The 19,443-nt window shown below is 62.5% G+C and carries 18 protein-coding genes; 10 read left to right on the plus strand and 8 right to left on the minus strand.

The window, feature by feature from the left end:
• Positions 1-44: 44 nt before the first annotated feature.
• From V1277_RS06395 to V1277_RS06415, 5 genes are read left to right on the plus strand one after another with little or no spacing between them, the layout of a single operon-like run.
• Complete coding sequence (locus tag V1277_RS06395; RefSeq protein ID WP_334415471.1) at positions 45-1,841, plus strand: peptide ABC transporter substrate-binding protein; 1,797 nt, start codon at positions 45-47, stop codon at positions 1,839-1,841.
• Between the two features lie 21 nt (positions 1,842-1,862).
• Positions 1,863-2,822: an ABC transporter permease gene (locus V1277_RS06400; RefSeq protein ID WP_334373689.1), complete on the plus strand. Its 960-nt coding sequence runs from the start codon at positions 1,863-1,865 to the stop codon at positions 2,820-2,822.
• The gene (locus tag V1277_RS06405; RefSeq protein ID WP_334415472.1) at positions 2,788-3,708 is read left to right on the plus strand and encodes an ABC transporter permease; all 921 of its coding nucleotides are present in this window, start codon (positions 2,788-2,790) and stop codon (positions 3,706-3,708) included. The genes V1277_RS06400 and V1277_RS06405 overlap by 35 nt, the downstream gene beginning before the upstream one ends.
• The gene (locus V1277_RS06410; RefSeq protein WP_334415473.1) at positions 3,708-4,700 is read left to right on the plus strand and encodes an ABC transporter ATP-binding protein; all 993 of its coding nucleotides are present in this window, start codon (positions 3,708-3,710) and stop codon (positions 4,698-4,700) included. Before V1277_RS06405 ends, V1277_RS06410 begins: the two co-directional genes overlap by 1 nt.
• Positions 4,697-5,665 (plus strand): ABC transporter ATP-binding protein, encoded by a 969-nt coding sequence (locus V1277_RS06415; RefSeq protein ID WP_334415474.1) that lies wholly within the window; start codon positions 4,697-4,699, stop codon positions 5,663-5,665. The genes V1277_RS06410 and V1277_RS06415 overlap by 4 nt, the downstream gene beginning before the upstream one ends.
• A gap of 146 nt (positions 5,666-5,811) precedes the next feature.
• Here V1277_RS06415 and V1277_RS06420 read toward each other — a convergent pair whose 3' ends face one another.
• Positions 5,812-6,057: a hypothetical protein gene (locus tag V1277_RS06420; protein ID WP_334373685.1), complete on the minus strand. Its 246-nt coding sequence runs from the start codon at positions 6,055-6,057 to the stop codon at positions 5,812-5,814.
• A gap of 822 nt (positions 6,058-6,879) precedes the next feature.
• Complete coding sequence (locus V1277_RS06425) at positions 6,880-7,080, minus strand: hypothetical protein (RefSeq protein ID WP_334373684.1); 201 nt, start codon at positions 7,078-7,080, stop codon at positions 6,880-6,882.
• Between the two features lie 110 nt (positions 7,081-7,190).
• Here V1277_RS06425 and V1277_RS06430 point away from each other — a divergent pair, with 110 nt between their 5' ends.
• Positions 7,191-7,622, plus strand: a complete 432-nt coding sequence (locus tag V1277_RS06430) for a hypothetical protein (RefSeq protein ID WP_334415475.1) — start codon at positions 7,191-7,193, stop codon at positions 7,620-7,622.
• A gap of 21 nt (positions 7,623-7,643) precedes the next feature.
• Here the strand turns inward: V1277_RS06430 and V1277_RS06435 are convergent, their stop codons facing one another.
• Both V1277_RS06435 and V1277_RS06440 read right to left on the minus strand, forming a co-directional pair.
• Positions 7,644-8,426: a 2-keto-4-pentenoate hydratase gene (locus tag V1277_RS06435; RefSeq protein WP_334415476.1), complete on the minus strand. Its 783-nt coding sequence runs from the start codon at positions 8,424-8,426 to the stop codon at positions 7,644-7,646.
• A 3-nt stretch (positions 8,427-8,429) separates the two neighbouring features.
• Positions 8,430-10,181: an acyl-CoA dehydrogenase family protein gene (locus V1277_RS06440; RefSeq protein WP_334415477.1), complete on the minus strand. Its 1,752-nt coding sequence runs from the start codon at positions 10,179-10,181 to the stop codon at positions 8,430-8,432.
• A gap of 181 nt (positions 10,182-10,362) precedes the next feature.
• Here V1277_RS06440 and V1277_RS06445 point away from each other — a divergent pair, with 181 nt between their 5' ends.
• Together V1277_RS06445 and V1277_RS06450 are read left to right on the plus strand one after the other, a co-directional pair.
• Positions 10,363-11,316 (plus strand): LysR substrate-binding domain-containing protein, encoded by a 954-nt coding sequence (locus V1277_RS06445; protein ID WP_334415478.1) that lies wholly within the window; start codon positions 10,363-10,365, stop codon positions 11,314-11,316.
• A gap of 39 nt (positions 11,317-11,355) precedes the next feature.
• Positions 11,356-12,087, plus strand: a complete 732-nt coding sequence (locus V1277_RS06450) for a CPBP family intramembrane glutamic endopeptidase (protein WP_334415479.1) — start codon at positions 11,356-11,358, stop codon at positions 12,085-12,087.
• 170 nt (positions 12,088-12,257) lie between these two features.
• Here V1277_RS06450 and V1277_RS06455 read toward each other — a convergent pair whose 3' ends face one another.
• A complete protein-coding gene (locus tag V1277_RS06455; RefSeq protein ID WP_334415480.1) occupies positions 12,258-12,704 on the minus strand; it encodes a hypothetical protein in 447 nt (148 codons plus the stop codon).
• Between the two features lie 178 nt (positions 12,705-12,882).
• On the opposite strand from V1277_RS06455, the gene V1277_RS06460 reads away from it, so the two are divergent.
• Positions 12,883-13,692 carry a 4'-phosphopantetheinyl transferase family protein gene (locus V1277_RS06460; RefSeq protein WP_334420297.1) on the plus strand — a complete coding sequence of 270 codons (810 nt, stop codon included), beginning with the start codon at positions 12,883-12,885 and terminating at the stop codon, positions 13,690-13,692.
• Positions 13,693-13,696: 4 nt separating this feature from the next.
• Here V1277_RS06460 and V1277_RS06465 read toward each other — a convergent pair whose 3' ends face one another.
• The 3 genes from V1277_RS06465 to V1277_RS06475 form a co-directional block, all read right to left on the minus strand.
• Positions 13,697-14,995, minus strand: coding sequence for a lysine N(6)-hydroxylase/L-ornithine N(5)-oxygenase family protein (locus V1277_RS06465; RefSeq protein WP_334415481.1), 1,299 nt, complete (start codon positions 14,993-14,995; stop codon positions 13,697-13,699).
• 21 nt (positions 14,996-15,016) lie between these two features.
• Positions 15,017-16,015: a GNAT family N-acetyltransferase gene (locus V1277_RS06470; protein ID WP_334415482.1), complete on the minus strand. Its 999-nt coding sequence runs from the start codon at positions 16,013-16,015 to the stop codon at positions 15,017-15,019.
• Between the two features lie 290 nt (positions 16,016-16,305).
• Entirely contained in the window at positions 16,306-18,009 is a 1,704-nt protein-coding gene (locus V1277_RS06475) for a cyclic peptide export ABC transporter (protein WP_334415483.1), read from the minus strand.
• Between the two features lie 314 nt (positions 18,010-18,323).
• Between V1277_RS06475 and V1277_RS06480 the strand changes: the two genes are divergently transcribed.
• Positions 18,324-19,385 carry a siderophore-interacting protein gene (locus V1277_RS06480; RefSeq protein ID WP_334415484.1) on the plus strand — a complete coding sequence of 354 codons (1,062 nt, stop codon included), beginning with the start codon at positions 18,324-18,326 and terminating at the stop codon, positions 19,383-19,385.
• Positions 19,386-19,443: the final 58 nt, after the last annotated feature.

Consider the following 19,443-nt stretch of genomic DNA (forward strand, 5'->3'; position numbering starts at 1 on the left):
CGCGGGTCCGGCCACAACCAAACGAAAACCAGACGGGGACTACGATGCTGGACACTGAACTCAAAGCCATGATCGACGAGGTGAAGGACGGGCGCATGGATCGCCGCGGCTTCGTTCAGCGCATGCTTGCTTTCGGTCTCACCGCACCCATGGCCACGCAGATTCTGGCCATGGGCGGCGTGGCCCTGGCCGAAGGCCCCTCCGTCTACAAGCCGACCAAGCGCGGCGGCGGCGGCGCGCTGAAGCTGCTCTGGTGGCAGGGACCGACCTTGCTGAATCCGCATTTCGCCACCGGCACCAAGGACCAGGACGGCTCGCGCCTGTTCTATGAGCCGCTCGCCTGCTGGGATCCGGACGGCAACATGAAACTGGTTCTGGCGGCCGAGATTCCCTCGCTGCAGAACGGCGGCCTCGCCGCCGACGGCATGTCGGTGACCTGGAAACTCAAGCCCGGCGTCAAATGGCACGACGGCAAGCCCTTCACCGCCGACGACGTCGTGTTCAACTGGGAATACGCCCGCGATCCCGCCACCGCCACCGTGACCATCGGCGTTCACCGCGATATCACCGTGGAAAAGGTCGACGACCTCACGGTCCGCATCCTCTTCAAGAAGCCGACACCGTTCTGGGCCGATGCGTTCGTCGGCGCTCCCGGCAGCATCATCCCAAAACACCTGTTCGCGGAATATAAAGGCGCCAAGTCCCGCGAGGCGCCGAACAACCTTTCGCCGGTCGGCACCGGTCCCTACAAATTCGTCGAGTTCAAGCCGGGCGATGTGATCCGCGGCGTGCTCAATCCCGACTACCATATGCCGAACCGCCCCCACTTCGACACCGTCGAGATGAAAGGCGGCGGCGATGCGGTCTCGGCCGCGCGCGCCGTCATCCAGACCGGCGAGTATGATTTCGGCTGGAACATCCAGGTGGAAGACGACGTCCTGCTGCGCCTGGAAAAGGGCGGCAAGGGCAAGACCGTCTATGCGGTCGGCGGCGACACCGAATTCATCGCCCTCAACTTCACCGACCCCAACACCGAGGTCGACGGCGAGCGCTCCTCGATCAAGACCAAGCACCCGCTGCTCTCCGATCCCGCGGTGCGCAAGGCGCTCTCCATGCTGGTCGACCGCGAGGCCGTCAAGAAAGTCATCTACGGCCGCGCCGGACGCGTCACGCCCAATTTCCTCAACGGCCCCGAGAAGTTTGTTTCCAAAAACACTAGCTGGGAATTCAGCATCGAGAAGGCGTCCAAGCTGCTGGACGATGCGGGCTGGAAAGTCGGCGCGGACGGCATCCGCGAGAAGGACGGCAAGAAGCTGAAGCTTCTATACCAGACCGCGATCAACGGCCCGCGCCAGAAGACCCAGGCGATCGTCAAGCAGGCCTGTCAGAAGGCCGGCATCGACGTCGAGCTGAAATCGGTGGTCGCCTCGGTGTTCTTCTCCTCCGATGTCGCTAACCCCGACACCTACGCCAAATTCTATGCCGACCTCGAGATGTTCCAGATCCCGATGAGCCAACCCGACCCGGCCCAGCACATGCGCCGCTATCATTCGCGCAACGTCGCCACCAAGGAGAACAAGTGGCAGGGCGTGAACTTCCCGCGCTGGGTCAACAAGGAATATGACGCGGCGATCGACGCCGCCGAGGCCGAGACCGACATGGTGAAGCGCGCCGCTCTCTACATCAAGGCCAACGACATCATGATGCAGGACATCGTGTTCATCCCGGTGATGCACCGCCTGAAAGTGGAAGCTGCCGCCAATGCGCTGCGCCCGGTGGTCAGTGGCTGGGCCAACGAGACCGACAATCTATTCGACTGGTATCGGGAGGCGACGGGCTGATCGCGAAGGGATTTTTCCCTCATGAGCCAGTATGTGCTGCGTCGCCTCATGATCGCCGTGCCGAGCCTGCTCGGCATTTCGCTCGTTCTGTTCATCGTGCTGGCGCTCGCGCCCGGCGATCCCTTCAGTGAACTGGCGACCAATCCGAACGTGCCGCCCGAAGTCGGGGCGGCGCTTCGGGCCAAGTTCGGCCTAGACGATCCGATCTACGTCCGCTACCTGCGCTGGCTAGCGGCGATGGCGCAGGGCGACTGGGGCTTTTCCTTCGTCAGCCGGATGAACGTCGACACGCTGATCCTGCAGCGCCTGCCGACCACGCTTTACGTGATTGGCTCGGCGCAAATACTGGCGCTCCTGATCGCGATTCCCGTGGGCGTGTTCGCCGCGACCAGGCCCTATTCGATTTTCGATCAGATCGCCAACACGTTTGCCTTCATCGGCTTCTCGCTGCCGACTTTCTTCACGGGGCTGCTATTCATCCTGGTCTTCTCGATCACGCTGGACTGGCTGCCCTTTGTCTATTCCAGCGATATCAAGGCGACCGGGATACGCTGGCTCTTCGAGCATATCCGCCAGGCCATCATGCCGGTGATGGTGCTCGGCCTGTTCCAGGCGGCTTCGATGACGCGCTTCGTGCGTTCGGCCATGCTGGACGTGATCCGCCTTGACTACGTCACCACCGCCCGCGCCAAGGGCCTCGGGCAACCCCGGGTGATCGTCAAGCACGCGATGCGCAACGCGATGATTCCGGTCGTCACCCTGGTCGCGCTGCAGATGCCCGCCGTGTTCGGCGGCGCCATTGTCACCGAGCAGATCTTCCGGATTCCGGGGATCGGCTCACTGCTGATCTCCTCCATCCTCTCCAACGACACGCCGGTTGTGATGGCCGTGACCTTCGTCTTCGCCTGTCTTGTGGTGCTCTTCAACCTGATCGCGGATGTCCTCTATGGCTGGCTTGACCCTCGCATCTCCTTCCGCTGAGCGGCGGCCGGCCTGGTCGCCCTGGCGCGAGACTTGGCGGCGCTATCGCCGGCATAAGCTCGCCGTGGTCAGCGCGTTCCTGCTGCTTGTCCTGATCGCAGCGGTGGTATTCGGCCCATTCGTCTGGCGCGTCAGCATCAACGAGATCGATTTCAACGCGCGCCTTGAGGGCCCCTCGTTCGCCCACCCCTTCGGCACCGACGATCTCGGACAGGATATCCTCGCCCGCATGATCTATGGTGGACGTATCTCACTCGCGGTTGGGCTTGCCGCCATGGCGGTCGCCGTCCTCGTCGGTACGCTGATCGGCGCGCTCGCCGGCATGTCGCGCGGGGCGCTCGGGCACGCGCTGATGTGGCTGACCGACCTGTTCCTCTCGCTACCGCAACTGCCGCTGCTGCTGCTTCTGATCTATCTGTTCCGCGACGGGCTCAAATCCGTGTTCGGGCCCGAGGGCGGCATCTTCATCCTGATCGTGCTCGTCATCGGCGGCCTGCGCTGGATGCCGGTCGCGCGGCTGGTGCGCGCTCAGTTCCTCTCCCTGCGCGAGAAGGAATTCGTCGAAGCCGCGCGCGCGCTCGGCGCCAGCCCGTTGCGGCAGGTGGTGCGGCACATCCTGCCTAACGCAGTCGGCCCCGTGATCATCGCCGGCACCATCGACGTCGCCGCCGCGATCATCGCCGAATCGACGCTGTCGTTTCTCGGCCTCGGCTTTCCGCCGGATACCCCGACCTGGGGGCGGCTGTTGTTCGACGCCAAGGACTATCTCGACATCGGTCCGCATTGGGCGTTGTTTCCGGGCGGCGCCATCTTCATCGCGGTCGTGGCCATCAATTTCATCGGCGACGGCATGCGCGATGCGCTCGATGCGAGGCGGGTGATCTGATGGCTCCATTGCTCGAAATCAAGGGCCTGAAAACCCACTTCGCTACCGACGACGGCATGCTGAGGGCGGTCGATGGCGTCGACATCACGCTCAACAAGGGCGAGACGCTCTGCGTGGTCGGCGAATCCGGCTGCGGTAAGACCGTGACAGCCATGTCGGTTCTGAAGCTCATTCCGATGCCGCCAGGCCGCATCGTCGAAGGCCAAATCATGTTCGAAGGCCGCGACCTCGTGCCGCTCACCAGTAGCGAGCTCGACGACATCCGCGCCAAGGATATCGGCTTCATCTTCCAGGAGCCGATGACCTCGCTAAACCCGGTGCTGACCGTCGGCGAACAGGTTGCCGAGAGCCTGCGCCGCCACGAGGGCCTCTCGAGCAAGGACGCGCTCGCCCGCACGGTCGAACTGTTCAAGCTGGTGCAGATCCCGAACGCGGAAGCTCGCGTCCATGATTACCCGCATCAGTTCTCGGGCGGCATGCGCCAGCGCGTCATGATCGCGATGGCGCTTGCCTGCAAGCCCAAGCTCGTCATCGCCGACGAGCCGACCACCGCGCTCGACGTGACCATCCAGGCGCAGATTCTCGATCTTCTGCAGGACATGAAGGAACGCTTCGGCATGGCGGTGATGCTGATCACCCACGCCATGGGCGTGGTGGCCGAAACCGCGCAGCGGGTCGTCGTCATGTATGCCGGCAAGGTGGTCGAAGAGGCCGATGTCGACAGCCTGTTCGAAAGCCCGCACCATCCCTACACGCAGGGCCTGATCCGCTCGATCCCGCGCATCGATCTCGCCAGCGCGCACAAGACCCGGCTGGAAGCGATCGGCGGCTCGGTGCCGATCCTGATCAATCCCGCGCCCGGCTGCCGGTTCGCGCCACGCTGCCGCTACGCCTTTGGTCGTTGCGCCGAACAGGAACCGGTGCTGCGCGAGGTCGCTCCGGGCCATCGCATGGCGTGCCACCTCGGAGACGTGCGCGGAGAGACGGCATGAGCGAACCCCTGCTGCGCGTTAACGGCCTGAAGAAATATTTTCCCGTCAAGGGCGGATTCCTTTCGCGCGAAGTCGGGCGCGTGCATGCGGTGGACGGCGTGTCGTTTGCAGTCAATCGCGGCGAAACGCTCGGGCTGGTCGGCGAGTCCGGTTGCGGTAAGTCCACCACCGCGCGCTGCGTGCTGCGCCTGGTCGAACCCAGCGAAGGCGAGATCGTCTTCGACGGGCGCGACGTGCGAGGCCTTTCCGGCGGCGACCTGCGCACCATGCGGCGCAACATGCAGATCGTCTTCCAGGACCCCTTTGCCTCGCTCAATCCGCGCATGACGGTCGGCGCGATTCTCGGCGAAGCCTTCACCATCCACGCGCTCGCTTCCTCGGCAAGCGAGCGGGATGACCGCGTGGCGAGCCTGCTCGTCAAGGTCGGGCTGAAGGCCGAGCACATGCGCCGCTACCCGCACGAATTTTCCGGTGGCCAGCGCCAGCGCATCGTGATTGCGCGCGCACTTGCGGTGGAGCCCAAGTTCATCGTCTGCGACGAGCCGGTTTCCGCGCTCGACGTCTCCATTCAGGCGCAGGTGATCAATCTGTTGGAAGACCTGCAGGCCGAGCTCGGGCTCACCTATCTGTTCGTGGCCCACGATCTCTCCGTGGTCGAGCATATTTCCGACCGCGTCGCGGTGATGTATCTCGGCCGCATCGTCGAGCTGGCTGACGCGAGCGACCTCTACCGCAATCCCCGACACCCCTACACGCAGGCGCTGCTTTCCGCCGTGCCGGTGCCGGACCCGAAGGTGAAGCGTAAGCGGATCCGGCTGCAGGGCGACGTACCCAGCCCGATGAACCCGCCGCGCGGCTGCCACTTCCACACCCGCTGCCCGATCGCCGAACCGCGCTGCCGGGAAAGCGCGCCCGAATTGAAGCAAGGCAGCGACGGACATTTCGTGGCGTGTCATCTGGCCTGATGGTGGCGCGTATCCGGCCGGACCATCCGCCGCTTCTCATGCGGCGGCGGCAAAGAATTCAATCCTTGAAAACAATGCGGCCCCGCCCCGGCAGCGGTCGAACCACTCGTGCCGGGGCGGGGCCGAAATCAGATCGTGGCGCTGGTCTAGCGCGTCTGAATGCCGTTTTTGCGGATCAGGTCCGAAAGCTGGGACAAAAGCTCCCGAAGCCTGGCATTCTCCTCGATCAGCGCATGGGCCTCGTCGGCCTTTTCGTTTCGACGAAGGGCGGGCTCGTCCCCGCGCAGGGCATTCTCAAGCAGTGAAAGAGCGTCGTCGGTCGGTTCCTCAACCCAAAATGAAGGTTCAGCGCGGCGGTCTCGCTTATTAAGCTGCGGATGGTCTACTCGCATGATTGATACTCCAATTTTAAAAAGCGGAACGTGCCCCCAGTCACCCTGTCTCGCGCGCGGAGAATGAGGTGAGTCGGCAGGCAAATTTGCGACTAAAATTGGAATCGTGCGGAGACGACCCCGGCGCTAAAGCGGCGTGATTGCGGCAAATCGTAAGGCCCGCGCGGGGCAAACCTGCAGCCTGCGCGTGCGATCTAGAGAAACGTCGACAATTGATAGAGCGCGTAAAGAACTTCAAGCCCCATGAGAACGAGGGCTGCGATCATCAGATAATAACCAAAATGCATGCGGAATTTGAAACCAATGCCTCTCGCGGCCCGTGCGGAATCGCGCCAGGCCGTAAATCAAACTCGATACGCGTCGGAAGGGACAAGCCTCCGGCGAACCATGCGTCGGGCAACCAGAAACAAGAAGGCCTCCGCCGCCGCGGAAGTGACGCCTTTGCCTCTGCCTTGGTCGCGAGCCTCTTCTTGACCGGAGGTCTCTAGTTCGACGCCAGCTCGCCTGTTCACACACCGTGGAAAATCTTGATTCCCCACAGCACGATGACGATGGCCAATACCAGCGTAGCCGCCGTCAGTACACTTTCTAAGGAAGCGACTCTCATACTAACTCTCCGCTTCCCAGCCCCACTAACGGTCTAGGCGATTCGTTGATTCGACCGCAATCACGCGATCACAATGGTTTGAACGTTGCTTGGCGGTTGTGTTTTAGAGGTCACACATCTGGGGTATGGGGGCGCATTTCCGCCGCGATGACGCAGCCACGCGCCTGCGGAAGCGGAAACGGCCCGCTCTTACGACGGCTTCTCGATTGAAGGGTTTATTCGGGCCGGCTTGCCGGAACGTAGGGACCGGGCGGAACCGGCGCGCTTCGCCGCCGTTCGGCGAGCGCCGCCAGGCGATCATATTCTTCCGCCACCTTGAGCAGGCGCCCCTGGTCCTTGACGGCAACGGCAGCTAGCTCCCTCGTCCGTTCCGCGCGCTTGCGCCAGTGCTCCGCATTGGTCAGGAAATCCGTCATCGGTACGCCCCTAAGGTGGTTGCTCCCCAGCCCACCCCGGGACGCCAGAAAGGCCGGCGGTACGTCAAAAATTAGGCCTAATCCGATCTGCCGTGTGACTCGAGCGACGCATGAACTATCTGGCGAGCCTTTTCGCCGTTGCCTTTCCGACGCAAATTTGCCCCGGACTCAATGGAAAGTTCGTCGCTGAAAAGGCGACTGCGCCACCTTGTGATCAGGAAATTGTCATGAGTATCGAACATTCACCGCGTGCCAGACAGCCCGGCGTCGATGCATTTCGGGACGCCGGACATCGCGACAACGTCGTGCCGCTGCGTCAGGACAAGTACGAGCCTCAAGCGCGCAACGCGCCGCTTCGAGGCGACGCCCTCCTTGCCGCGCTATCGCCCCTGCTCGACGAAGCCGACGGCCTTCGCAGAGATGGCGCGCGGCAGCAGGAAAACGGCAATCTCGGGCTGCTGCTCGAGGAGAATGTCCGGCTGCGAAAGCTTGCGGTCAGGCTGTCGAATCTTCTTGGCGACCTTCCCGAACAGGGCAAGTGAGATCGGCCTTGCCGCGGCCCTTCACGCATAGGTCGCCGTAACGGTTCCGAACGGGCCGAAATCCGCGACATAGGCCTCACCGGGCTTCGGCCGCAACATGCCTGTCAGCGTTCCCGTGCTGACGGTCTGTCCCGCCTTCATTCCGACTCCGGTGCGCGAGAGCTCGTTGGCGAGCCAGGTGAGCGGCACCATCGGATGGTCGAGCGCCTCCCCCGCCGTGCCCTTTCGGCGCAGCGTGCCGTTGCAGCTCAACAACACTTCCTGTCCGGCGATATCGCGCGTCTTCCAATCGGGAATCGCGGCGCCGCAAACGATGATGCCGCTTCCCGCGCCATCGGCGAGGATCGCGGGCAGCGGCGGAAATGCGGCATCATGGACGAAGCGGCATTCGGCGAGTTCGATTCCCGTATGCAGCGACGCCACTGACTCTGTGATTTCTGCAAGTGTATAGGGCTTTTCGCGCGGCGGCAGGTCGACGCCCAAGCGCGCCTGATACTCGACTTCGGGAATCGGGCTGCAGAGTTTGGCGTGCTCGACGCTGGCCGGCGACTCCATGATCGGTGCGAACACCCGGCCATAGATCGGCGAGTCCGTGCGAAGCTGACGCTGCAGCCCCTCCTTCATGCCGGCGATCTTCCAGCCGACGACTTCCCAACCAAGTTCTTCCGCGACCATGCCGGCGACGCGATAGGCTGTCGCCTTGTCAGGCGGCACCAGCCGTTGATCGAGGCCGCTTTGCGGGCGTCGTTCACGGCGCAGCGTCGCGCGCAGGCGGGCGAGTTCACGTTGGTGAGCGATGTCCATGACCTATCCCTGCACCAGCGCGGCAGCCTCGCGCATCGGGACCGGCGCATCGCCGAGCAGCAAATCGATCGCTGCCTTCTCCCAATGCTGCGCCTGCAGATTGGTGGACGAAGGTTCGGCCAAGCGATGCTCGAGGACAAAACGCGAAAGCAGCAGGCGGCGTGCATCGCCACCGGCATTGCCGAGGCGCGTGCCCTCGGACGCCAATAGCGCAGCCGTCGTCGCGTGGTAGAGCTTTCCGGCGGCGACCCTGCAAAAACGCTCGTTCTCGGGATCCGCCGCAACCTGTTCCGCAAAGCGCATCGCATCCGTCAGCGCGCCGGAAAGGCGCGTCCGAAACTGCCCCGGCATCCCGGCCGTATCGTCCAACCGACGGCCGAGATCGTCGCACAACGCTTCATGGCCGCGCGCCTTTCCGACCGCGCGCTGGACCGCATCGAGCGCGTTGATGTTGCTGGTGCCCTCCCACAACAGGCCGAGATGGGCATCGCGAACCAGCCGCGCGTTCGGCCAGTCCTCGATGTAGCCGTTGCCGCCGCGGGCCTCCATCGCACCTGTGGCGACCGTGACGTTGTCCCGGCACGCCCGGTATTTTGCGATCGGCGTCAGCAGCCGCAGCACCTTGTCGGACGCGGTTGCCGAGTACAGTAGCGCCGACAGCGCCTGCTCGGTCGGGACCATGAGCTTGAGCAACTGCCGGCGCATCAGCGGATGGTCGATCACCGCGCGCCCGAACGCGTTGCGATGCCGCGCGGCGATCATCGCCTCATTGAGGCATCGCCGCATCATGCCGGCCGCGCGCGCAAGGTGCGACACCCGGCTCGAATTCACCATCACCAGCATGTGCTTGAGGCCCTGATCGAGCTCGCCGAGCTGGTAGGCTGTGGCGCCCTCGAACACGATCTCGCCGCTGGCCATGGTGCGGCTGCCGAGCTTGTCCTTCAACCGCAGGATCCGGTACGAATTCCGCCGTCCATCGGGAAGCACTTTTGGCATCAGGAACAGACCGAGCCCGCGGCCGCCGGCCACCGCGCCTTCGGGCCGGGCGAGCAACACCGCCAGTTCGGCGTCGACGTTCGAGCAGAACCACTTTTCGCCCCACAGCTTCCAATCCTTGCCGTCGCTGACAGCAACGAGTTCGCCGGCGCCCACATCGGAGCCGCCGGTTTTCTCCGTCATGAATTGCGCGCACTTGAGCAGCGCGGCAGGATCCTGGCTCCACATCCGTTCGAGATAGCGCTGGCGCAGCTCATCCGTGCCGAAGCGGCGCACCAGCTCCGAAGAGCTGTCGGTGAGGTTGACCGGACAAAGCAGGCCGAACTCGGCTTGCGCAAACAAATAATGGAATACGTATTTTGCGATCGGCGGCATCGGCGACGGCCAAGCCAAGACGCCGCTGCGATTGCACATCGCGTGCATGCCGAATTTTCCGAACGCGATGCTTTCCATCTCGCGATACGCCGGGTGATACTCGACCCACTCCTCGTCGCGGCCGTAGCCGTCGCGCGGATGCAGCACCGGCTGATGGCGCTCGGCCTTATCAGACAAATCATGCAGCCGGCCTCCGGCGAGTTCGCCGAGTTCCGAAAGGTGTGGCGCGAGATGCGCCAGCAGCGGTGCCTCCATGTAATGGGGCAAGAGGTCGCGCAGGCTTTGGTCGAGCGAATAATAGTTCAGCCCGCGGCAGGTCGGCGCCAGTGCTCTGGAGCGCCGCGCCGCCGCCTCGCGGCCGGTCAGATCGACATGAATGGTCATGGGCATCTCCCTCGGCTCCGCCCGCCCGGGCGCACTGGCCTGGACGATATTTGCGGAAAATATCGGCGTATGATCCAGGGAGCGGCCGTGCAAACGACTTCTTGGGTCGGGGGCTTGAGCCAGAGTCAACGCTGCGGTTCCCCCCGTTTGCCGGCCGGCCCTTTTCCACTAAGCTCCCGCGATGGCATCACGACGACTTCCTCCCTTGCATGCGGTGCGGGCGTTCGAGGCCGCCGCACGGCACTTGTCGATCACCCGGGCAGCCGACGAACTGAACGTGACGGTCGGCGCCGTGAGCCGGCACGTCCGCGCCCTGGAAGCGCGAATGGGGACCGCACTCTTTCTGCGCGGCTCGCGCGGCCTGGTCCTCACCTCCGCAGGCAAGACCTTCGCCGATTCCGCCCGCGAGGCATTGGACCGGATCGCAGATGCCGCCGACGGGCTGCGGTTGCGGCGTTTCAGGCGACTTTCGGTTGGGGTCTATGGCTTCTTCGTGTCGCGCTTCCTGCTGCCGATCTGGCCCACGCTCAAGGCGGCCTATCCCGATCTGGAAGTCGACCTGCACACGAGTTCCAATCCGCTCGACCTTCTCGCCAGCCGGTACGATGCGGTGATCGCCGTCTCGGACGGGCAGCCCCGCGCCGGGCTCATCACCCATTCGCTGATGCCGATTACGACCGTGCCGGTCTGCGCGCCGCAATTCATGACGAACGGCGCCGTGGATTTCGCAACCGTTCCTCTCCTGCATGCGCGGCCGCGCCCGGACGATTGGCGGCGGTGGCTCGATCACGCGCAATTCGCCGACGTGCCCGTGCAGGGCGGCAGCAGCTTCGAAAGCCTCGGCCTGACCATTGAAGCCGCCGCCGCCGGCATGGGCGTCGCCATCGCCATCGACGGCCTTCTCGCGCCCGATCTCGCACGCGGCAATCTCGTCAAGGCCCATCCAACCGTTCGCCCGACGCGCCGGCAGTTCGTGCTCGAATACGAGCAGCGCATGGCTGACGATCCGGCGCTGACTGCTTTCGTCGCCTGGCTGAACGATGCGCGCGGCCAGCTTTCAGATCAGACATCAGCGATCAAGAACGATTGCGGCGCGCCGGTGTTTGGTGCTGTCAGTCGGCAGTTGTTCACGTGAACGAAGCGTTCGTCGGCACAGATCGGTAAAGATAACTGAATGCCGTTCATGCAAACGCAAACGGAAACGCCGCCGCCGATAGGGCTCGCCGCCTCGACCTCGATGTTTGGCGCGTTCTCAATACTGCTGTGGCTGGCAATCATGGCCGTAATTCCCTGGCTGCGTGACGCGTTCGGTATTTCGCCGATCATTGGCTGGTACGTAAGCGGCACGGCGCTCGTACTTATCCCCATGCTGATTTTTGGCTGTCTGATGGCCTGGCGAGAACTGCCAAAGCGTGACCAAGGCTCGCTGAGAAAGCGCCTGAGGTTGAACACGATGAACCGTGGCGACATCGTTTGGGCCATCGGCGGGCTTTTCGCTATTGGGACCGCCACCGCTGCGATTTTGGCGCTGGCGCGTTACATAGAGCCGAGCTTCCGTCCGTCACCCTGGTTCCTGCTGCAGCCCCCCGGCTGGCACGCCTCGGTATTTGCGGCATGGATTCCTTTATTTGTCACCAATATCCTGGGTGAGGAACTGTGCTGGCGCGGTTACCTTCTGCCCCGCCAGGAGGCGGGATTTGGCCGCATAGCATGGCTGCTAAACGGAATTCTGTGGTGCTTGTTTCACTGGAGTTTCGGCTGGCCGATCATGGTGACGTTGCTGCCGATTACACTACTCTTGCCCTGGATCGTGCAGCGCCGGCAAAACACGTCAGTGGGTATCGTCATTCACGGGGTGTTCAATGCGGCTGGCTTTGTCGCCGCAGTAAGCGGAGCCGGCACTTAAGGAGTAACCCAAGCGACTGCCGAAATTGTTGGCAGCCGCATCGGCAGACGCGTCGACCTCTTAACGCCGTGCGAGTGTGAGCCGGACCCGCTTCGCGAACCCGTCGTTCGCGAATATTACGGCTTTGGCGGATGAGACGTAAACAGTAGCGAACGCGCGGCATCCTCGCATCAAGTATCCTGGCTCACCGCAATCCGCCGTTCCGGCCGCCGGATATCTTCACGCTCGCCGTATGAACCGAACTCGCGCAAGATCTTGTCTCTGTCCTCGGACGAGATGACGGATCTTGGCGCGGACCGGCTGGCCTTCTTCTCGAGTAAATCCTGCCGAAAGCCAAATCGGCAGATCACGCTATCCAGACTCTCATCGTTGCGCCGAAGGCGGCGGCCATGAAAATCCATCCACTTCTCGATCCGTTGCAAACTCAGGCGTCCGAGGCCAGGCTGTCCGAGGAGTTCACCCCTGGTATGGAGCGACGCAATCTCGAGGAGGTAGTTAATGCGCGTGGATGGCTCCTTGCTGACGAGCCCCGCGTGGTGACTGCGAACCAGTATGGTTGCAATTCGCTCCGGCAGATAGCTATCGATATGCTGCTCGAGAGGGACGGATTTTATCATGACCGGTTCCACGCTGAATATCTGCGGATGCGATTGAGAGTGAATCTATCAGCACCGCAAGCGTGTATGATCTCGGCTTGTCTCAGTTAGATGGATTCTAAGTCAGATCATCTCGACGCGGCCCTCTGCACATCCGGGGGTTGCAGACCGTTGCGCATTGGTCGATAAGCCCGTGGACATGACCAACTCCTGGAAGGCTGGACAAGAACCATTTGCCGCATCGCTTTCAATGGCGCGTGCAAGCGTCTTCCTCGCGTGGTCGATCGCCGTGAAATGCACGGCTCCGCAGGATCAATTGCGGGTGCGATGCCTGCCGTATGCTGATATCACGAGGCAGGTCAGACAGTTGGAACCGGAAGAGATTGTTCTCTGGCTGGCAGCGATACCTCCATCGCGGGAGATCGCTGCCGGCGAACCCGGCATGCTCAACGTTGAGCGAGCTGCGAAACTCCTCGATGCCGGTGAGACCGATCGCATGGGGCGGTTCCTGCACATCGAAGATCGACTGAGCTATCTCGCTGCGCATGCGGGCGCTCGCCTCATGCTTGGCGGACTTGTCGGTCAGCCGGCCGAAGACCTGCGGTTTGAACCATCGGAGCATGGCAAGCCCATGCTCGTTGCTGATCGAGCGAAGATCGACTTCAGCCTGAGCCACGCGAGGGGCACTGTGGCCGTTGCAGCGGCCCGCATGCCGATCGGCGTCGATATCGAACCGCTGCGGGAAATCGCCGATATGGATTCGGTCGCCGAAATCGTCCTGGCGGCCGAAGAGCGGGAGGTTCTATGGAACACTCCTGCGGCACTTCGGTCCCGGCTCTTTCTTCGCTACTGGACCCTCAAGGAAGCCTTGCTGAAGGCGGCCGCACTCGGATTCACGATAGCTCCGAACACCGTGATCATCGACGCAGGCCCGTCACCTGCCGTGCTGTCGGTGCCGGCCGCGCTTGGATCCGCTGCACAGTGGCGACTCATCGCTCCCTCGATCTGATCGCCTACGCGATGAGTTCGCGGCGCGAAATCGTCGAAAGCAGCGATTCTGCGATTTCCTGCGAGCGCGTGGCAAGAACGGACAGCAGCGTGTCGCTCAGGCCGTGAGAGGCCTCCGAATATCCCTGGAGATGGATTTGCGGCCGAAATGCCGGAGTGGTGACGAGCTTGTAGTTGCGGTCCAACACGGTGTCGCGAATGTAGCGCTGGATCGGCTCCAGAAATGCGTGTGGAGTCTCCCTGTCGTAGCCCGTTGCCAGAATGACGGCGTCGTAGGTGGCTCGGCGCTTTGCACCGCCGAACTTGTCAACGGTGCCGATCTCGATGCCTTCAGGTGCGGCGTCTATGCTCGTTATTTCGCTACGAGGGTGCAATGCGATCCCTGTCGTGCCGCTGACGCGCTGCTGGTAGAGCAATCGATACAACTGGTCGAGGAGGTCGGAATCGACCACCGCATAGTTCGTGTTCCGGAAGTTGCGAACGATCGCGTCTCGTCGCTCGGCAGGCTGCGCATAGATGAAATCGGTGTAATCAGGATTGAAAATCTCGTTGACGAACGGGCTGCTGTCGGACGGCTTCAAGGCATGGCCGCGAAAGATCAGATCAATGCGCGCGTCCGGAAATCGCCCGCGAAGGTCGACCGTCACCTCGGTCGCGCTCTGCCCTCCCCCGACCACGGCCACGCGCGCGGCCTTTCCACCGAGGCCGATGTCCTCGACCGTGTCGAGATAGCGGCTGGAGTGCAACAATCTCGGATCATCGGCGATCTCTGCAAATACCTGCGGGATATACGGTCGCCCTCCCACCGCGACCACCAGGTTCCTTGCAAGCCGCACCGTTTCCCCGCCGGCGAGCGTCCGTGAATGAACGCGCAAGGACGTCACCGACTGCCCAACCGTTACCGGCTCGATGGCGACGATGGTTTCCCCGTAGGCCGCCTGAGACTTGAACTGGGCGGCTACCCACCGCAGATAGTCGTTGAATTCAATCCGGGTCGGATAGAACGTTCGGCAGTTGATGAAATCCTGCAAACGGCCGCGCTTGTGCAGATAATTCACGAAGGTGAACGGACTGGTCGGATCACGCAACGAAACGAGGTCCTTGAGAAACGAGATCTGCATGTCGCTGCCTGGAAGCAGCATGCCGCCGTGCCAGGTGAATTGCGGCTGCTGCTCCACGAACAGAGCGGCGCATTTCAGACGTGATCTTCTGGCGCATTCATCCAGTGCGATCGCAAGCGCAAGATTGGACGGCCCGAATCCGACGCCGATGACGTCGTGTTCGATCGCAAACTGGTGAGACATGAGCTGCGCTCCGTTCGGGCGTTAGGACGTGGTCGCCGGGCTGGTCGCTGCCGGCAGCCACAGCCGGTCACCAAAGAAGCGTTCGCGCAACAGCATCACGAGCGTGGCCCGCTTGTGCGGAAAATCGAAGTTCTTGATCTTTGCGAATCCCGAGACTTCCAGATTGCGGAGCTGCTGCGCATGCGCTGCCGCCGGCTCGCCGACGATCCGTTGCGTTCGACAATCGTCCAGGAACATGTAGTGCATCAGCGATGGCAGCCAGGCGCTGATATAGCGGCGCCCGCGATAGGCGTCCTCGCCGACGACGACATGCCAGCCGCGATCGTAATCGTCGGCATCGTAGAACGGCGCGATACGATTCTCCTTGGCCCAGTAGAGCTCGAAATAGCCAAACGGCTCGTCGTCGAAGCAGCCGATGAGCGGCAGCATGTGCGGGTCCGCCAGGATGCCGGAGAGATAGCGCCGATGCTTTTCGAGATCGCCGGCTTCGTTCCAGAACGCGTCGACGCGGGGATCGTTCATCCACCGGTGCAGCAGATGCAGGTCGCCGTCCGTGTTGGCGACGCGGAAGGAGATCACTTCGGCGAGCCAGGGTATGAAGCGGGCATAGACCTTTCCCACCGGCTTTGGCGAACGTCGCGGATGGCGCTTGCCGTCCGTCATGACGTGGAGTTGCGGCAATGGCGGCCGTCCGGCATTGACCAGCCAATTGTCCCGCCGCTGCATGATCAATTCGGGAAGCAGCACGAGGTCTGCCCCCGCCATGAGAGCGAGACCGTGGTTCATCAACTCGCGCGCAAGCTCCACGCTGGCCGACTCCAGCACAAGCCGGTCCAGACTCGGCCGCCATCCAAACGTGGCTTCGGCCGCTGCCGAAACCGCCGATATCGCCAGCTGCGGATCGTCGGGTGTGGTCAATATCTTCAGATGATCGAGCTGGTCATCGAGACGCAGGCGCATCACCGTCGTGATGCCTACAGCAATGCGGAGATCTCCCCCACCGTCTTGAACGACGGTCATGGAAAAATCCGGTCCGATCGGGAATGCGCGAGGCCCTGTCGCGGAGCTCGAAGCTTTGTTCATCCGGCCCTCGCATCGCAAATGGTTGCTTGAAACAGCACGCGATCTTGACGCGCGCCTGCGATGTAAAGCACTCGCGTACAGGATGACAAGAAATGCAGGCACACGCAGTTTAGATTTCTTACAAATCTGACAAAACGGCGTCGCCAAAAACATCGCGCGCTTTCCCCGGCGCGCGTCTCGAAAGAGACGGAACTTCGACGCAAATTTTCCGAAAGAATAAAATAGCTCTAAAGAGAGGCGTCGGTTGGAACCGATGACGACTTGATGATGTCATGGGTCTTCGCTTCACCCGCGACAATCTTGCCGTGCCGCAGTCGCACCAGATGATCTGCCACGCCGAAATAACGGTCATCATGTGAGATCACGATGATCGTCTTGCCGATGCGCTTCAGGTCAGGCAGCAGTTCCGTGTAGAAGATGTGGCGGAAGGCTGGGTCCTGATCCGCGGCCCACTCGTCGAACACGAGGACCGGCCTCTCCTCGAGCCAGGCATTCATCAGCGCCAGCCGTTTGCGTTGACCGGTCGACAGGTCCGTCGTCGTAAACACGCCGTTCTCGACCGAGACCTTGTGCGCGACCTCCAATCGCTCCAGATAGCGCTCCGCGACGTCAGGCACCATTCCCGCTCCCTGCAGAAGATCTTCGAACAGGTAATAGTCGGAAAAGATGGTCGTGAAGAGCTGTCGGTAATCATCCCGCGTTTCCGCTACAACAGGCAGACCGTCGCGAAGCAGCGTACCGCTCTGTGGTGCGTAGAGACCCAACAGCAATTTGATCAGCGTGGTTTTTCCGCTTCCGTTTTCACCGACAATGAAAACGATGTCTCCCTGCCGGACATGCAGATCAATCGGTCCGAGAACGAAGGGGTTGCTGCCGGGCACCGCGCGGAAGCCGTACGATACGCCACGGAGCTCGATCGATTCGATCCTGCCTGATCCACTTGGCGCGTTCGAGGGCGCGGCCAGCAAGCCCTGCTCGGGCGTCGCGAACTGTTCCGAAAGCTCGGCGATCCGCTTCATCGCCACTTGCGCGCGGCCCAACGCCGGCAGGATGCCGATCACCTGATCGATGGGTCCCCGCATATAGAGCAGCACCAGGACAAAGCCGCTGGAGACGGCGGCCGGGCTGTCGGGCCAGAGGAACGGACGCAACGTCAGCGCGACGCCGATCACGACGAAGAACAACATCGTACCCAACGCCCGCGCGGTCACAAACAGGTTGATCGATTTGATCTGCACCGCGCTGATCCGGTCGACGGTGCGCTGAAGCTGATCGACATAGACGCGCTGACGGCGGGTGCGGTTCAGGCGCAGCTCCTTCGCGCCCTCGGCAATCGCGCGGTAGTGCTTCTGCAATTGGTCTTCTGAATCGCGGGCGACGTTGAAGCCCTGAACGCCGCGCGTTCGCGCATATGCATGCGCGAGCGAGCCGAGGACAATGACCAGCCCCGTAATCAGGAAAAGTGGCCACGACAGCACCGCAAGGTAGACCATGCAGCCGAGCGTGATGACGACGGACACGAAGAAGGAGGAGAAGAAGAACGCGAAATCGCTGATGGTATCGACGTCATGGGTGAGGACCGGAATCAATCGATGCGTCCGGTAGATTTCGAGCTGGTCGATCGGAGCCGCCAGAATTTTCACGGCGAGCGATTTGCGCAGCTCGGCGATGATCCGCTGCCCAACATAGTTGGCGCTGATATCGGCGCCGATCGAGCCGATCAGGATCAAGAGACACAGGCTCGCAAACGCGAACAGCAGCGTTGCGACGTCGTCTTGCGACGCGTAAAGTCCGCGATTGACGACCGCGAGCAGTCCCGCAACGCTGGCGCCACCGACAACGCCGAGAACGGTGCCGCCCAGCACGATCGGCCAGTAGGGCCGCAGGAGATGCAGAATCTGCGCCGTCAGGCCGCTTCGTGGATTCATCATGAGTGCCGCGCTGGAGTAGAGCTGAAGCGAACCTACACGGCCCGTCGTAGTACGAATAGCCTTGCGGGAGTGATGCGAATACATGATGGCAGCATCGCTCTTCCAGAGCCTATTTTTCAGCCTCTTTCGATTGATTCTAATTTGTGATCGGCAACGCGTTTAATAAAATGCGAGTAGTAGAGCCTTTGCGTCGCAGCCGGCGAGCGAGTAGGACATGGATCCACCAGGGACATGGATTCGGTGTCGGGCTGCGATATCCGGAAATCGAAGCGTGCGCAGGCCAGCATCGGGCAGGCCCGACTGGAGAAATGACTTTGGATTCGCTTGTTTCCGAAACCCGCATTCCGATTGCGGATGCCGCCGGCCTTGCTGCCCGAATGATCGATCATCTTGCCGAGCATGATATCGCCTTCGAGGACCAAGGTGGCCTGATGGTGGCGAAGCTGCCGTTTGGAACCAGCTCGCTCGCCGTCGAGGCCGAGGCGCTCAAGATCCGCGTCGAGGCCAACGACAAGGGCAATCTGGAAATGCTGCGCTCGGTGGTGGCTTCCCATGTCATCGAGTTCGCCGGCGATGAGCCGCCGACCATCGTCTGGTCCGGCCATGAATCCAACGGCGGCACGCTGGCCAATTTCCGCGAGGTGCGGCTGAAGGCAGCGATCGACCTGACGCCCCGCATGCGCCGGCTGACATTCACCGGCGACGACATCGCCCGCTTCGTGAACGACGATGACCTGCACGTCCGCCTGTATTTTCCGCCGGAAGGCCTCGCCAAGCCTGAATGGCCGTGGCCCGCCCCCGACGGGCGCATCCTGTGGCCGGAACCGGACCGCAGACCCGTCACCCGCTACTACACGATCCGCCGCATCGATCTGCAGGCTTGCGAGATCGACATCGATTTCGTGGTCCACGATCATGCCGGACCGGGCTCGGCTTTCGCGCTCAATGCGCAAACCGGCGCCATTTGCGGCATGGCCGGTCCGCTCGGACGAGGCATTCGTCCGGCACGCTGGTTGCTGCTGGCGGGCGACGAGACCGCCCTTCCCGCCATTGCGCGAATTCTCGAAACGCTGCCGGCGACGGCAACGGGTGAAGTCTTCATCGAAGTCGCCGACCGGCGTGAGCAGGTTCCGTTGATCGCGCCAGCCGGCGTATCGATCCAATGGCTGCATCGCGGCGACCGTCCGGCCGGGACGACGCAGCTATTGGTCGATGCCGTCAAGGCCGTGCGATGGCCGGATCATCGCGAGGTCTTTGCATGGGTCGCGTGCGAAGCGCAGGCGCTGAAGGCGCTGCGAAACCATCTGCGCGACGAGCGGAAGCTCGCCCGCGAGCAGCATCTTGCAGTCGCTTATTGGAGCCTGCGGCAGCCATGACGTCCCCACATCCGCAGGCCGATGGGACGACGACATTCACCTCGCACCGCATTATCCC

Source organism: Bradyrhizobium sp. AZCC 1588 (genome assembly GCF_036924735.1).
Taxonomy (GTDB): Bacteria; Pseudomonadota; Alphaproteobacteria; order Rhizobiales; family Xanthobacteraceae; genus Bradyrhizobium.